Source organism: Bdellovibrio bacteriovorus str. Tiberius (assembly GCF_000317895.1).
GTDB classification, from domain to species: Bacteria; Bdellovibrionota; Bdellovibrionia; order Bdellovibrionales; family Bdellovibrionaceae; genus Bdellovibrio; species Bdellovibrio bacteriovorus_F.
Map to the genome: position 1 here is coordinate 2,356,484 of NC_019567.1, position 15,878 is coordinate 2,372,361.

The 15,878-nt window shown below is 50.4% G+C and carries 14 protein-coding genes; 2 read left to right on the forward strand and 12 right to left on the reverse strand.

Annotation, left to right across the window (positions count from 1 at the left end):
• Positions 1-29: 29 nt before the first annotated feature.
• The 8 genes from BDT_RS11300 to BDT_RS11335 all read right to left on the reverse strand — a co-directional run bounded on the left by BDT_RS11300 (position 30) and on the right by BDT_RS11335 (position 8,228).
• Positions 30-1,481, reverse strand: coding sequence for an ATP-binding protein (locus tag BDT_RS11300; protein ID WP_015091375.1), 1,452 nt, complete (start codon positions 1,479-1,481; stop codon positions 30-32).
• A gap of 82 nt (positions 1,482-1,563) precedes the next feature.
• Positions 1,564-2,442: a site-specific tyrosine recombinase gene (locus BDT_RS11305; RefSeq protein WP_015091376.1), complete on the reverse strand. Its 879-nt coding sequence runs from the start codon at positions 2,440-2,442 to the stop codon at positions 1,564-1,566.
• A gap of 93 nt (positions 2,443-2,535) precedes the next feature.
• Entirely contained in the window at positions 2,536-3,159 is a 624-nt protein-coding gene (locus tag BDT_RS11310; RefSeq protein WP_015091377.1) for a hypothetical protein, read from the reverse strand.
• Between the two features lie 107 nt (positions 3,160-3,266).
• Positions 3,267-4,040 (reverse strand): hypothetical protein, encoded by a 774-nt coding sequence (locus BDT_RS11315; RefSeq protein WP_015091378.1) that lies wholly within the window; start codon positions 4,038-4,040, stop codon positions 3,267-3,269.
• 377 nt (positions 4,041-4,417) lie between these two features.
• Positions 4,418-5,602, reverse strand: coding sequence for a SpoIID/LytB domain-containing protein (locus tag BDT_RS11320; protein WP_015091379.1), 1,185 nt, complete (start codon positions 5,600-5,602; stop codon positions 4,418-4,420).
• Positions 5,603-5,694: 92 nt separating this feature from the next.
• Positions 5,695-6,447 carry a slipin family protein gene (locus BDT_RS11325; protein WP_015091380.1) on the reverse strand — a complete coding sequence of 251 codons (753 nt, stop codon included), beginning with the start codon at positions 6,445-6,447 and terminating at the stop codon, positions 5,695-5,697.
• A 12-nt stretch (positions 6,448-6,459) separates the two neighbouring features.
• A complete protein-coding gene (locus BDT_RS11330; RefSeq protein ID WP_015091381.1) occupies positions 6,460-7,734 on the reverse strand; it encodes an NfeD family protein in 1,275 nt (424 codons plus the stop codon).
• Positions 7,731-8,228, reverse strand: coding sequence for a hypothetical protein (locus BDT_RS11335; RefSeq protein WP_015091382.1), 498 nt, complete (start codon positions 8,226-8,228; stop codon positions 7,731-7,733). Before BDT_RS11335 ends, BDT_RS11330 begins: the two co-directional genes overlap by 4 nt.
• Positions 8,229-8,377: 149 nt before the next feature.
• Here BDT_RS11335 and BDT_RS11340 point away from each other — a divergent pair, with 149 nt between their 5' ends.
• Positions 8,378-8,581, forward strand: a complete 204-nt coding sequence (locus BDT_RS11340) for a hypothetical protein (RefSeq protein ID WP_011164733.1) — start codon at positions 8,378-8,380, stop codon at positions 8,579-8,581.
• Here BDT_RS11340 and BDT_RS11345 read toward each other — a convergent pair.
• The gene (locus tag BDT_RS11345; protein ID WP_015091383.1) at positions 8,578-9,774 is read right to left on the reverse strand and encodes an MFS transporter; all 1,197 of its coding nucleotides are present in this window, start codon (positions 9,772-9,774) and stop codon (positions 8,578-8,580) included. The two genes, BDT_RS11340 and BDT_RS11345, sit on opposite strands and share 4 nt — an antisense overlap.
• A gap of 77 nt (positions 9,775-9,851) precedes the next feature.
• Here BDT_RS11345 and BDT_RS11350 point away from each other — a divergent pair, with 77 nt between their 5' ends.
• Entirely contained in the window at positions 9,852-10,256 is a 405-nt protein-coding gene (locus BDT_RS11350) for a hypothetical protein (RefSeq protein ID WP_041577728.1), read from the forward strand.
• Here BDT_RS11350 and murJ read toward each other — a convergent pair whose 3' ends face one another.
• Genes murJ through uvrB form a run of 3 tightly spaced genes read right to left on the reverse strand, consistent with a single transcriptional unit; the run spans position 10,257 to position 15,770 of the window.
• A complete protein-coding gene (gene murJ, locus BDT_RS11355) occupies positions 10,257-11,798 on the reverse strand; it encodes a murein biosynthesis integral membrane protein MurJ (RefSeq protein ID WP_015091385.1) in 1,542 nt (513 codons plus the stop codon).
• A gap of 17 nt (positions 11,799-11,815) precedes the next feature.
• Complete coding sequence (uvrC, locus tag BDT_RS11360) at positions 11,816-13,708, reverse strand: excinuclease ABC subunit UvrC (protein ID WP_015091386.1); 1,893 nt, start codon at positions 13,706-13,708, stop codon at positions 11,816-11,818.
• A complete protein-coding gene (gene uvrB / locus BDT_RS11365; RefSeq protein ID WP_015091387.1) occupies positions 13,695-15,770 on the reverse strand; it encodes an excinuclease ABC subunit UvrB in 2,076 nt (691 codons plus the stop codon). The genes uvrC and uvrB overlap by 14 nt, the downstream gene beginning before the upstream one ends.
• Positions 15,771-15,878 lie beyond the last annotated feature (108 nt).

Genomic DNA, 15,878 nt, shown 5'->3' on the forward strand with positions numbered 1-15,878 from the left:
ATAATCCTTCCCCCCGTTTAAGTCAATATTTATCCCCCAAGTCGTTTTAAAGCTTCAAACGGAAGATGGGTGATTTTCAAGGCTTCCTCAACATGAAGCGGATGAAGCTTTTCAGCCTTCATCAGATCCGCCAAACTCCTTGCGACCCGGAGCGTCGCAAGCTCCCGACGCCTAGAAGACAGCTCTTTAGGGAACAGCTCCCGCATGTAAAACCCGGGCAGATCCTGGGTCAGTTCCTCCCAGCTCCAGCGGGCGGCTACCCTTAAAAACCGAGGATCTTTTCCAGCCATAGCCGCTCTAAAAGCCCGAACCTCTTCCAGCTCTTTTAAAAGACTGATCCCGGTGACGGTCCCACCCTCTTCCCGCTTGCGGGTAAAGAAGGTGATCTGGAACCGGTCGACCAAAGGCCCCGACAGACGCTCCATATAGGAATGACACTTCTTAATCGAGCGCCCACAGATGACTTTGGCCTGAGGCACCCAATCCCCGCAAGGACAAAGGTTCGTGGTCGCCACCACCAGCGTGTCGGCTGGATGTTCTTCGACGTAACGACCGCGGCGAATGCGGATGCGGAAGTCCTCCATGGGTTCCCGCAGGGCCTCTTGGGCGCGGGGGTTAAATTCCAACAATTCATCCAAAACCATCATCCCCTTGTGCGCCCGGGTGATGTCGCCTTTGAACGGCGGCACTCCCCCACCGATCAGTCCCAACGGCGAAGTTGAATGGTGAGGATGCACCATGGGACGCCAGGATAGCGGAGCCTCCGCGCCCCCTTTATTATTCTGACGAATTTCATGCATCTCTTTCTGGGTGGGCGCCGCCAGCAACGCGTGCAGTGCTTTGGCGATCGTGCTTTTACCAGACCCCGCAGGGCCCGCCAGCAACACGGAATGCTCGCCAATGGCAGCAAGTTTTAAAAGCTTTGCCTGGCGATCAGGAAACTCCAGATCAAGGCCAAACGACGGACGTTCAATCGGATATTCGCGCGGAGCATGAGCCACGATCTCAGGTGCCGTGACGGATTTTAATTCCCGCAAACACGAACGTGCAAATGGCGAAGAACGTCCATCACCGTCCCCGGTCCACACGGTCAAGGGAACTTCGGGATCAAAGTCTTCATGCAGATCCCCGGGTTCAAACACTTCTCCGCCCAAAGAAAGTTCACCATACACCAAAGCTTCCCCATCCAAAGGCTTTGGCACTTGTTCGGTTTCCCACAAGATGCCCAAGGCCACCGCAAGCTCCAAGCCCCGCGAAGTTTTCTTTAAATGCGAGGGGCGCAAGTTGACCAGAATCTGCTGCGCTTTCGGGAATTCATACCCTTGATTGCGAATCGCACTTTTGATCCGGTGGATGCTTTCTTTGATCGCCTGATCCGGCAAGCCTAAGAATTGAATTTGCGGCAACCCCGGAACGAAGCTCAGCTCTACCTCTACAGGCACCAGACGGTCGTTATTTCGAATAAGTGATTGGATTTTCATGACAGGGCCCAAAAGCAAGTTCAGGCCCGCGATAGAACAAATAAAAAAGGCCCCTCAGTGAGGAGCCTTTTCGAAAGCCGGACTATTTATCCGCATCAACCATCTGCGAAAGCGGATGGTGTTCTTCGATGGTTTTGGTCATCGTGTTGGTGGTAACGTTCGTGTAAATCTGCGTCGTCTGGATGCTAGCATGTCCCAGCAGCATCTGAATGGAACGAAGATCCGCTCCGCTTTCCAGCAAAGCCGTCGCACAACCATGACGGAATCTGTGCGGATTCACCGGTTCAGCAAAACCAGCGCGAGCCGACCACGCCGCCAGCCATCTCCACACGTCCACGCGGGACGGACGATGACCACGGTCATTGATCAGAATCGACGGGCTGTTTTCTTTCATCAGCGTCGGACGATGTTCTTTCAAATAAACAGTCAGATTTTCTGCCAGCTTTTCAGTCAAAGGCACCAGGCGTTCTTTATTGCCCTTACCCAAAACCTTGATCCAACGGTCCGTCTGATTGAAATCGATCACATTCAAACCGATCAATTCAGACACACGGCAGCCCAAACCATAAAGGAACAACAGCGTCAGCTGATTGCGCGCGGTTTTCACCGCATCCGGAACTTCCGCTGCATCAAAAAGTTGCTGGAACTCTTGTGGAGTCAGAACCTTTGGCAGGCCCACCTTCACTTTTGGTGGACGCAGCTCACGCAGCTCCGGGCATTTCATCCCGCGAGTTTCACAGAATTTAAAGTAAGTGCGCAAAGAAGAAATCACACGGGCCTGAGAGCGTGTGGAGAGATTGTTTTTCTTCATAAACTCATAAAAGCCCGGCACCGTTTTACCGGTTTTACGGTACTCAAGATAGAGTTCCAAATCGCGGCGATATGCCATCACCGTATTCTGGGAGCGTCCTCGTACATTTTGCAGTTCATCAAAGAAGTCGATCCAAAGAGGTAGTTCCATACCCACATTAGACCCAGACTTTCATCTATACGCAAGAAAAAACCCCAGGTTTCCCCGGGGCTTGGTGATTCATTTATTTGGATTTGGTGAAGATTAGTAGAAGGAACCGAAGAATCTGCCAGAGCAAACGTAACCATTCACTCGAGTCACAGAAACTTTTGCGAACAGGCGGGTTCCAGAAGTGAACAACTGACCGTTTTCGATTTTCACTTCGATATTACCCACGTTGCTCAGCATTGCCGGCACATTCACATCGCCGCCTGCCAAGCCCATAGTTCCTGTCGTCAAAGTCTGCAGATTGTAAGTTCCTGCTGGCAAAACACATGGAGTCAACTGAGCCCCAGTGACCGTATCCACATCCATCATCTGTCTGGTTACAACCATCTGACCTTGGATCGCAATCGGACCCTGGTAGTTATTGTAGTTGTTCCCAGAGGCATTTTGCTGAATCAGGTTCGCAGACACGATGATCTGCATATTCTGCAACATGATCTCAGGATTGCTGGTGGATGACTGAGACTGGAAAGTCGTCAGAATCACCGGTGCGGTGATATTGCCACAAGCCTGATTCAGACAGTTCAAACCCACATTGGTGTTTGTACCGCCGCCACCGCCTTTACCGCAGGCTGCCAAAGCCAGAACCATACCCAGCGCTGCAAAAGCTCGTGTGAACATCTTTGCTGGAAAACTTAAAGTTTTGTTGTTAAGTCCTTCCATTTTTTCTCTCCTGGTTAATTACCTTATTAATAAAAATTATATTAAAATTCTAAACTGCTTCAGCTTTCACGCCTGCCGGCGTTCCAGCTCTGCCGGGCCGTGCCCGATTACTTAAACGCTGCGGATTTTGCCAAGCCGGAGAATGTTCCAAGCTTTTTGAATCCGTCTGCTGGGTACAGGCTGGTCTTGTCAATTACTGCAGAAGCGCGGCAGTTGTATGGACCCGAGCGGATGTACCAGCATTTTCTGTATGGAGACTGTTGTACGTAGGACTGTGCGAAGTTCTTGTAGTATACAGAACCTGTTACATATCCGCCGCCTTGACCGTCACCTTGGTTCACTACGTTATCCACGATCAGTACAATGGCACCCTGAGCATCCTGGAAGTAAGCGCTGAAGACTGTCTTGCTGCCATATTTGAACCAGTAGTTGTAGTTGTACTCAAGCATGTTGTTGTCCTGCAGACCGCTCAACTTCTGATTGGTGCCAGAACCGGATTCAAACACACCTTGATACTGATAACCTGTGTCTACATAAGAAATCTTCACAGAACCGGCATAACGGCCGCTCTCAAGCTTTTGCAAATCCACCGTCAACTTATAGTTGGATGGATTGTTCAGCGGGTGAGAAGCCACATAGTTACTGAACTCAGTAAATGATGTCGGTACGAAATCAACCGTGTTGCTGCCAGAAGTGGATCCGGAAGAAGATGAACCAGAACCATCTGGTGAAGTCGGTACGCTTCCATCAACTCCGCCATCAACAACTGTATTCGTGTTGGTGTTGGATCCAGTCTGGAACTGATTGCTCTTACCGCAACCAACGCCCATCAAAGAGAACGCCGCCAGCAGGAAGATCAGTTTAGAGTTGAATGTTTTCATATCAGCCTCACTTAAAAGGTCCGGTTGATTGATGGACCTCTCACCAAGACTCTATTGCGATGCTTGTGCCAACCTTGCCAAAACGGCATAACTCTATGATCTAACGGGGGTTTTGCAGCTAATCTCAGGGTGGTACAAACCCCAGTAATCGTCTAATCCTTGAGGATGGTGCGCAAAAGGGGCACCACTGTCACATCCTGAGCCGCCTAAAACTTCGACGAAAAAAGAAATATTTAAGATTTTCCCTCATCTTACCGAAATGGGATGTATCAATTTAAACAAGGAATTATAGATGACTGTTACAGCAACAAACGCATTGATCCTGGGCGCAGTATTCATGTTCGCAGCCCGCGTATTCATGGGCTTCTAAGCCCTTTTTATTTCTGAACGGCCTCTTGTGCAACGAGCGTTGCACCACTCAAGCCCGCCAATGGATAATAGTGTTTTAAGATCTGCCGGAAGGAATACCCCTTCTGCCCCAAAGCACGACTTCCCCACTGACACAATCCCACGCCATGACCAAAACCACGGCCCTCAAACAGGAATTGATCCCCGTTTTGCTTCATATCAAACAAAGCACTGCGCAGATCCTGAAAACCCAAAGCCTGACGGAAGTCATTGGCTGAAATCACCTTATCCGGCAGCCCATTGAAAGCCACACGCACAGACTTGATTCTTTGATCTGCAGGATTTCGTTCCAACCGCAAATCACTGAAATCTTCAACCTTCAAACGCTTTTGCAGATCCATTTTCGTCAGTGCCAACTTCCAGTGGCCGCGCGGGTTCGTGGGACAAGAGCTGTCCACCACCACTCCGGTGTTCACACCATAGTTCCAGACATTCTTGGACGTCGTGGTTTTGCCACCGCAGTCAGAATGATAGAAGGCCTTCAGCACGCGGTCTTTATTCCCCAAAAGTTTGATCCCTTGGGTGGACTCTACCGCCTGCAAAGCTTTTTGAATCAACGGGCTTTTACGATCTTCCGCCACCACATGACGAAAAACCTGATCCAGCACACTGCTTTCCAGATGATAGGCTTTGTCTTTGCGTTCGCTGATCACCGCCAGCGCATAGGATCTTGCCGCCACCGCCTGAGCCTTCAGGGTTTCCAACGGCCAGGACAAGGGCATTTCACTGGCCAGCACACCCGTGATATATTCATCCAGCGGCATCACGCCGATAACATCAATCTGTCTTTCAGAATTTAAGTTCAGCAAAACCCGGCTTGGCAGCGCCTGGGATCCGGCACGCAGGTTGTGCCCCTGAATCATCAGGTACTTGTCGGTAAAAAGATGCTCAGGGTCTTTGTTATTGATACGAAGGGCCCAGATTTTTTTTGAGCCTTTTGAAAGCACTCGCACTTCGGCAGAAGAGGAATTAGGAATCGCCACCGGGCGGAAATTCTGGGTCAGATTTTGAAACTGCAAACCCGTCCCGTTGAAAGAGATTTTTCCGGCCACGGAACTTAAGCGCACACGAACAATTTCTTTATCCGCGCGGGCCTCTGAGGTGAAACTGACCAAACCAATGCTGAAGATCAACGCTGCAAAAACGAGCTTCACTGTTGTTACTCCATCCGTAGAGCAAAAAAATAGGGATAAAGCGTCTTGCTTTATCCCCTCTATTAAACCAACAGTGGTCCAGCGATGAAAGTCTAGTTTTCCTTTTTCGTCATCTCCATGAACGGTTTAATCATGTCTAGAGGCAACGGGAACAGGATCGTGTTGGATTTATCACCAGCAATTTCCGTCAAAGTCTGCAAATAAGCCAATTGCAGGGCTGATGGAGATCCCGCCAGAGTGTTGGAAGCTTCCTGAAGCTTCTGCGCACGCTGCACTTCCCCTTCCGCGCTGATGACTTTTGCACGACGCTCACGCTCAGCTTCCGCTTCACGGGCCATGGCTCTTTGCATTTCTTTTGGAAGGTCGATTTGTTTCACTTCAACCATCGTCACTTTGATTCCCCAGGATTCAGTCGCCTTATCCAGGATCACCTGCAAAGCGGCATTGATCTTGTCACGATGCTCCAGCACGTCATCAAGATGGTACTGACCCATCACAGAACGCAAAGTGGTCTGCGCCAGCTGACTGGTTGCAAAGTAATAGTCTTCGATTTTTGTGATCGCTTCCATCGGAGAAATCACCTTGAAGTAAACAACCGCATTCACCTGCATGGATACGTTGTCTTTCGTGATAACGTCCTGAGGCTGAACATCCATTGTGATGGTACGAGTGTCGATCTTGATCATGCGCTCTACGAACGGAATCAACAGAATCAAGCCCGGACCACGCACGCCCACAGCTTTACCCAGACGCAAAACCACACCGCGTTCCCAGTCGTTCAGAATCTTGATCATCGAGCTGCCGATGATACCGCCGATGACGATAATACCAATTATAAATTCCATGCTGCTATCTCCTTATTTGTTCTTTTTCACATTCAAAGTCAGACCCTGGCGGCCCGTGATATGCACACGATCGCCGGGAACCAGTGGATCTTCAGAAACGAATTTCCAGATTTCGCCGATAATTTCAACTTGCCCGCTGTGCCCGTTAGCTTCCACGGTCATCACCACGCCGTCACGGCTTTGCATCTGCGCATCCGCATCCTGAGTGCGCAGTCGGATGGTTTTCACCGCCAGATACCCCAAGCCCAGAAAGAAAATCCCCAAAACACCCACGACTGAAACAATCAAAGACATTGGCAATGCATACCCCGTTGTCTGCGCATCAAATAGAAACACACTTCCCACAAACACGGCAATCAGGCCGCCGATACCCAAAGCACCGAAGCTTGGGATGAACATTTCAGCAATCAGGAATGCCACACCCAACAAGATCAAAGCCAACCCGCCCCAGGTGACATCCAGCTTGTGGAAAGCCACCATGGAAAGCACCAGACCGATCCCGCCGATCACCCCGGGCGCGATCAATCCCGGATGTGTCACTTCGACATACAACAAAGCCAAACTTCCCATGAACAGCAAATAGGCAAATTCAGGATCAGCCACAAAACTTAAAACCTTATAGCGAAGATCCGGTGCAAATTCGCGCAAGTCATGAACGGCCACGATGGCAGGCTCTTTTTCTTCACCCAACAGAACCTTGCGGCCTTGAGCTTGTTGCAGGAACTCCAGCTCTGTAGCGGCCAGAATATCCAACGCGCCTTCAGCATGGGCCACTTCGCTGGATAAAGACTTCGCTTCTGTGATGATTTCTTTTGAGAACTTCAGACTGCGACCACGAAGCTTGGTCACGCCTTCCATCCAGCTGACGGTGTCGTTGATAAGTTTTTTGCGCAGATCTTCCGGCGTCTTTTCACCCGTGCCCAGAATCGGCGTCGCCGCGCCGATATTGGTGGCAGTCAATCCGCCGTTCACGTGGCAAGCTTGCAGAATAATAGCCCCAGCACTGCCCGCATGCCCCCCGCGAGGAGCAATCAGACACAGGTAAGGAACCGGTGACGCCAGAATGCGTTCAACAATCAGACGCGTGCTTTGCAGGCTGCCACCCGGTGTGTTGATACGCAGATACAATGAACTGCACTTATCTTCGACGGCGCGTTTTTCAGCGCGTTCCAGATAATCAGAAGTGCTGGCCGAGATGGCCTCGTTGATAGTGATCGCCGTCGTACAGTCCGCTTTGGCAACCACCGACAGCAAAGACACAAACAGGATCAGCATCAAAGACTTCATACTCCGAGCTCCTTCATTACTTTTTGCAGGTCATTCCACACGACTTTTTTAGCGGCCGGGTCTTCCAGCAGATAAGCCGGGCTGTAGGTTTCAAGCCACTTGCCCGGACCTTTGAAAATCAACTCGCCGATGTCTTTCGGGAACGAGCTATAGACAACCACAACTTTGCTTTCACAGATCTTCGCCAGTTCCGACGGAAGCTGTGACCGGTCTTCCACCGTGCAATCCAACTCAAGCACCTGCAGATTACGCAGCTTCATCGCTGCCTTCATCTTGGAGTAAAGGTCATTCACTTCCGGCAGGAACAGACTTTCTTTGCTTTGGGTCAGGATATTTAAAAACACCAATTCATAATGGCGAAGTTCAGAGACCGTGAATGGTCCCTTTGCGGTGAAAAACTGCGTCTTGGCAGCTTCAACCCCGGCTTGTTGGGGACCGAGCATGACATTTTGCAGACCAAGAACGTCTTGAAGATACTGGATGTAGTCTTTCATGGCGCCGATTGTATCTGGACCTTGGTTTGTAGACACCAAAAACCGGGGTTAATGCACTGTTCAAAGGGGGCCAAAACCCGCTTTTTTGTCTCAAGTTGGGACAAACTTTACCGATAAGAAAGATATCACGCACAAACAGGAGGCATCACATGGAAGTATTCAAATTCAATATCATCCCGACTGAAGAATTCATGAAACGCGAAGCCTTCCGCAAAGCCATCAACAACTGTGAAGCCTGCGGCACGGCCCTGGAATTCAGTTACAAACAATTGAATGAATTTGCAGTGCTTTCAGAAGAAGCATCCTGCCCATGCTGTGCTTTGATCAAAGAAGAAAATCACCGAGTGCACTAAGCGCGAGTGAAATCTTTAAGCCCTTTGTAAAATCCAATCAGCCCCAAACCCACGGAAGCCATGACAAGGGCCACACTTGTGGAACCTACACGCGCCACGGCTCCCCAGGAAATCGCCCCCAACGCCATGCCAGCATAGAACACCGCCAAGAACACCCCCAGCATTGTCGCCTTCAATTGCGAAGCTCCGGTGATTTGCCGAGAACTCATGTTCATCAAAGTGGAAAGCACCAGCCAACCCACCCCGCCACAGAACATCGCTGCACACATCAGCATGTAACCGGGTGCAAGACCCAACAACAAAATCCCCACGGCATAAATAATATACGATCCCGCCAAGGATTTTTGAGTGCGATCCGGATGCATGATCTTTCCTGACAAGAAAGCACTGACGCAGGCACCAAGCCCAAGGAATCCCAGAAGTGATCCGTATTGCAGCGAGCTTAGTTGCAGCTCGATACGCCCGCGTGTCGGATAAAGCGCCCACAACGAAGACGCAAAGAAAGTGACCAGGAAAATTTCCACCCACAGTTTCATGTTATGCAATGACAACAACGGCTTCCAGTCACTTTCCTGAATGCGGATTTTTTGCTTTTGGGTTTCCACGGTTTGCGGCACTGGCCACTTCCAGAAAAACAGAATCAATCCCAGGTAAGAAACACTGTTCACCACAAAGGCACTGCTGGGACCAAAACCACTTAAGATACCGCCACCCAGTGTGGGCCCCAGAACTCGCGTGATGTTAATCCCCATGTAGTACACAAGCACCGCCTGCGCCTGCATGGCATTGGGAACAAGATCAGTCAGCACGGACTGAAACGCGGGATTGGAAAGTGCGAATCCCACACCCATGATCAGCGACAACCCCAGCAAACTGACTTCGGTGACTTGTTCTGTCCAAACCAGATACGCCAAAAGACCCGCGGCAAAACACATCAGACCTTGCGCAAATAAAAGCAATTTTCGACGATGCCCCAGATCCGACAAATAGCCGGAAGGGATACTGAAGAACAACACAGGCAAACTGCCCGTGAACGACAGCAAAGAAATAATCAGCGGTGACGTCGATAAATGTGTCATCACCCAGCTGGCCGCCACATCCTGAATCCAGGTTCCCAGATTCGATAAAAAGGCACAGATCCAGAAGGATCGATAGATGGAAATTTTCATCGGAGACCAGACTGATTCGTTCATGACAAGAACAGCATACTCCTGAAAAACTTTGCGACCAATCTCTTCTTGGGAAAAAATAGAAGTGTCAGGAGGTGCTTATGAAGCTTCTACTAAGTATTTTCCTTGCCGCAGGCCTATACCTGCCCTTAACAGCCCAGGCAGCCCCACTGGAAGTCACCGTCACTCCATCCACGATAGAGACGCAGTCGCATCAATACTATTACTACAATTTTGGCAGCGTGCGCGTGAACTGGAGCCAATACGCTGATATCTATTTGCGCAACACAGGATATGAACCTTTGTATGTTCGTGGAGTTTACATCAGCGGTGCCGCGTTCTGGGCCTGGAGCCAATGTCCGAACTATCTGTATCCGGGCCAAAGCTGTTTGACCCGTGTCGAGTTCCGTCCTTGGTATGAAGGCTATTTCAGCGGCGCACTCAGATTCGCCTTCCCGAACGGCAGTATAGTCGTTGAACTCTACGGCTGGGGTGTGCGCTGGTGATTAACGAATTCGGCGCAGAACTTTCTGCAGCAAACTGTGTGCTTGCTCTACTTTCAAGAAATAACCCAATATGAAGTAGAGCAGGCCATAGACCGAAAGTGCCACTGCCGCACGCGCAATGACGTGCATTGAAGCATCGAGCAAACCCTTGGCAACGAGCGCGCCGGCACCCGCCCCAATCAAAGCCATCAGCCACACTTTACCCTGGAATCTTAAAGACAATCCAGTGCGACCGATGCGTTTATTCAAGGCCTTGCGCAAAAGATAGAATTCAATCCAACCCGCCATCCCCGCAGCCGCGGTCAGACCTGCTGTTCCCCACTGAGAATCAAGACCCAACGCCTGGGGCACATAGAACCCCAGCATCGCGCCCAGCAAGGTCGCAAAGATCACACGCACAATTGCAAATTGCAGCGGTGTCTTGGTGTCTTTCAAAGAAAAGAACGTCGAGGAATACAAACGTCCCAGGGTGGAGGCCAATAAGCCCAAGGTGTATCCCACCAGCACCATCCACACATAATGGGTGTTCTGTGCAGTGAATTCACCAGTCTGGAAAACAGCGCCGACAATCAGATCCCCCAAAATCAGGAAACCCGCCACCGACGGAATAATAAAGAACGCGATCTGTTCAAGCCCCTTGTTCAGGCGCCCTTGCAGATAGTGACGGATCTCTTCGTCAGAACCTGTCGCTTGGGACATCGCCGGCAGCTCGGCGGCCGAGACACTCATACCAAAAAGGCTTACTGGCAACAGATACAAGGTCTGCGCATAAGCCAACGCGGATACCGCTCCGGTTGGCAGCAAACTTGCCAGTACGTTATCGATATAGGCACTGACCTGAACCACCCCGCGGGAAAACACCACCGGCACAAAGTTCTTCACCACCGTGCGAACAGAAGTAAGTTTCAAATCCAAAGACGGAGAAATCTTTCTTCCCAAACGCAACGCCGACGGCAACTGCACTGCAAATTGCAGAAAGCTTCCGGCCACAAGGCCCCAAGCCACCGTGACGGCCAGATCAAACTGACCTTGCTTCCCACCCCACATCACAAGCGCTGCGATAATCGCCAAGTTCCAGATCACCGGCGCCACATAAGAAAGGAAGAACTTGCGATGGGAATTTAAAATCCCCAGACACCAGGCCGACATTACCAAGAAACCCGTGCCCGGGAACAGGATCTGGACGATTTGAATGGTCAGATCCCGCTTTTCACCGGTAAACCCCGGCGCAATCACATCAATCAAAAATGGTGTCGCCAGCACACCCAACAGCACCAGACCTGAAGTCATCAGGAACAACAAACTGCCAATGACCGACGCCACTTTGGCAGCGTCTTCATCGTGTTTTTTTGCCAGCAACTGGGCATAGACCGGGATAAAGCTTGCGGACAGCACGCCTTCACCGAAAAGATTTTGCAGGAAATTGGGAATTTTTAAAGCGGCCTTGAAGGCGTCCCCGGCATCAGAATTTCCGAAGTAGTGGGCAAAGACCCTTTCACGGACAAGACCCGCGATACGGCTTAAAAATATCCCCAGTCCCACTAAGAGCGCATGACTCTTCACTCTTCAACCTCAGTTTCTTCTTCTTCGCTTTCGTTCAGTTGCAGTAAAATACGCTCGGCCAGGACCCGGTTAAAGCCCTTCAGTTTTGCGATTTCCTCGGCATCAGCCATTTTGATTTCATCAACAGAGTTGAACTGAGTCAAAAGAACTTTCTTTCTTTTTTCCCCCAAACCCACGACGTAATCCAGCTCACTTTCAAGCGACGTGCCCTCACGCAACTTGCGGTGGTAGGTGATGGCAAAACGATGGGCTTCATCACGGATGCCCGAAAGAATGTACAAGGCCTCGGCATTGTGCTTAAAGATCACCGGATTGGACCGACCCGGCAAGAAGAAGCGCTCTTCCGTGGATTCGACTTCCTGTTTCTGGAAGTCACTTTCAGTGCGCGCCTTGGCCAAGCCCACCACGGGAATGTCCTTGCGGCCGATTTCTTCCAGAATCTTCATGGCCTGGGACAGCTGCCCCTTGCCACCGTCGATCACGATCAAATGTGGATCATCATATTCCGTATGCTTGAAGCGACGACTTAGAACCTCGTACATCGAGGCAAAGTCATTGATGCCCTGAACGGTTTTAATCTTATAACGACGATAATGTTCTTTGGCCGGAACCCCGTCCTCAAACACCACCTGCGAGGCCACGGTTTCAGCCCCCTGGAAGGTAGAGATATCATAACACTCAATACGGCGCGGACGTTCCGGCAGATTGAAGCGTTCTTTGATTTCTTCCAAACCACGCAGCTTTTCTTCGGACTTCGAAACGTATTTCAAGAAATGCGACTTGGCGTTTTCATGGGCCATTTCAACCAGATTGCGGCCGCGCTCATCAGTGGCAAATCTGACAGTAGCCTTGCTGCCCGAGCGTTCTTTTAGAACTTCTTCCATCAGCTTGGTCAGGTCGCTGCCGATATCCAGTGGCAGTAAAACCTCGTCCGGTATGAAGTTGTCTTCATAGTACTGATTCAGGAAGTCCACCAGCCATTCGCGTGGATCTTCAACCGCATCATTCGGATCAAAGTGCGGCAGATAATGCGGCCTTGTTCCTATAACACGTCCGGCACGGATGTGGACGGTTTCAATCAAACAGCCACGTTCATCCCCATAGTACCCCAGAGCATCCTGGTCTTTTTCCGAGGTGTCATTGATGACCGCCTGTTTTTGCAAGATGGCTTTAATGGATTCAATGGAGTCCCGCAGGCGCGCGGCGACTTCGAATCTTTCCTCGTCAGCGGCGCCTCTCATTTTTTCGGTCATGGTTTTAATGACCTTCTTGTTCTGGCCTTTCAGGAACAGCTTCGCCCCTTCGACCTCGTTGCGATAATCTTCCATTGAGATGTACTTCACACAAGGCGCTGTACAACGGCCGATCTGGTAGGTCATGCATGGACGTGTGCGGGATTTAAAGACTGCATCGGTGCAATCGCGGATTTTAAAGGTTCTGTTTAGAAACTTGATCGTGCCATGCACGGCCAGACCTGAGGTGTAGGGACCAAAATAAAGGGACCCGTCTTTTTTCACCTTGCGCGCCAGATACAGCCTTGGCGCCTGATCACCCCAGCTAAAGCGAATGTAAGGATAGGCCTTATCATCGCGCAGACGGATATTGTATTTAGGGCGGTGTTTTTTAATCAGCGAGGCTTCCAGCAAAAACGCCTCGACCTCGGTTTTAGTCAGAATGTATTCAACTTCGCAGATGTTCGAGACCAGCAAACGCGTCTTGGGACTGTGATCCTTGCTGTCGTTAAAGTAGCTGCGCACACGGCTTCTAAGATTCTTCGCTTTACCGATATAGATGATCTTATCGGCGGTGTTTTTCATCAGATAAACACCACTTTGCGTCGGAAACTCTTTTACCTTGTCGCGCACTTCCTCGAACTTACTTGAGGCCATTCTTGACGACCTCCGCACTTTCCTGCTCGATCTCTCCACTTCGCACGTTCAGCTCCACAATCTGCAGACGTTTGATTTCGTCGCGGATCTTGGCCGCTTCCTCAAACTCGAGGTTCGCAGAAAGCTCTTTCATGCGGGCACGAAGTTTGTTGATCTCTTGCTGGATCTTTTCAGGCTGCTGTGCAAATTTGTTTAAAATGGCAGCGGACTTGTTTTCACCACCCAACGGTGTGGAAACCGTTCCGTCAAACATTTCACCCAGACCATCACGGATGCGTTTTTTCACCGACTGCGGGGTAATGCCATTGGCTTCGTTGTATTCACTCTGAATACGACGACGACGGTCGGTTTCATTCATGGCTTTTGCCATGCTTTCAGTGATAATGTCCCCGTAAAGAATCACGCGGCCATTCAAGTTACGGGCCGCACGACCGATGGTCTGCACCAATGATCTTTCCGAACGCAGGAAGCCCTCTTTATCGGCATCGGTGATACCCACAAGGCTGACTTCAGGGATATCCAGGCCTTCTCGCAACAAGTTGATCCCCACCAGAACGTCGAAAACACCCAAACGCAAATCGCGCAGGATTTCCATACGTTCCATGGTGTCGATCTCGCTGTGCAGATACTTTACTTTGATGCCCAGATTTTCATAGTACTCGGTCAGATCTTCAGCCGAACGCTTAGTCAGGGTTGTGATCAAGACACGCTCTTGCTTGGCAACGCGGATGCGGATTTCTTTCAGCAGGTCATCGACCTGATGTTTCACCGGGCGAACTTCCACGACCGGATCAATCAGGCCCGTCGGTCGAATGATCTGCTCGACAATAACCCCTTCGGATTTTTGCAGTTCATAAGTTCCAGGCGTCGCTGAGACATAGACAACCTTGTCCATCATGGTTTCAAATTCCTGGAAGTTCAAAGGACGATTGTCCAATGCCGACGGCAGGCGGAAGCCGTGTTCAACCAGATTCATTTTTCGCGCACGGTCCCCACGATACATCCCTCCGATTTGAGGCACGGTGACGTGGGACTCGTCGATAAAGGTGACAAAGTCTTTGGGGAAGTATTCAAGCAGCGTCGGAGGTGGCTCCCCCGGCCCACGGCCCGTCATGTGGCGGGAATAGTTTTCGATCCCCTGACAGAAACCCATTTGTTCCATCATCTCGATGTCGTAATAGGTTCTTTGTTCCAAACGCTGGGCTTCAAGCAGTTTCATTTCCTGATTCAGCTGCACCAGGCGATCACGCAATTCATCCTGAATGGTCTTAATGGCACGTTTTAAAGAGTCATCACTGGTGACGTGGTGACTTCCCGGATAAATACCGATTTGGTCAATTTCTTCCAGGATCTGCCCGGTCAATGGATCAATCCACGAAAGACGCTCGATATAGTCGCCAAAGAATTCGACACGCACGGCGCGCTCTTCTTCATACGGCGGGAAAATCTCGACATTGTCCCCGCGCACGCGCACCGTTCCGCGCGAGAAGTCCACGTTGTTACGCTGATACTGAATACGGATCAATTCTCGCAGCAAATGATCGCGCTTCATCGAGGTGTTGGACACGATTTGGATCATCATGCCTTCATAGGCCTCTGGCGAACCCAAACCATAAATGCACGATACAGAGCTAACGATGATCACATCACGACGATCAAACAACGAACGCGTCGCCGAGTGGCGCATGCGATCGATTTGTTCGTTGATCGCCGAGTCCTTTTCGATATACGTGTCAGTGGAGGGAATATAAGCTTCAGGCTGATAGTAGTCGTAATAGCTGACAAAGTATTCCACGGCATTATGCGGGAACAGTTCTTTGAATTCAGCATAAAGCTGAGCCGCCAGAGTTTTATTCGGAGCCAACACCAGCGCGGGCTGATTCAAATTAGCAATAGTGTGAGCCATCGTGAAGGTCTTACCCGACCCGGTCACCCCCAGCAGTGTTTGATGCTTCAACCCTGCGGTGAAGTTTTCAGCAATCTGCTCAATTGCTTTCGGCTGATCACCGGAAGGTTTAAACTCGGACACCAATTGAAAGTTCTTTTTATATGCTGAGGCCATCCCTCCAAGAATAGCACGATCATAAAAAAGTACCCGCCCTTTTTTGGCCCTACTCTGCGTTATATGCGAGGTGGCAATTAAAGGTTTTCTTGCCTCCCCACCAGACCC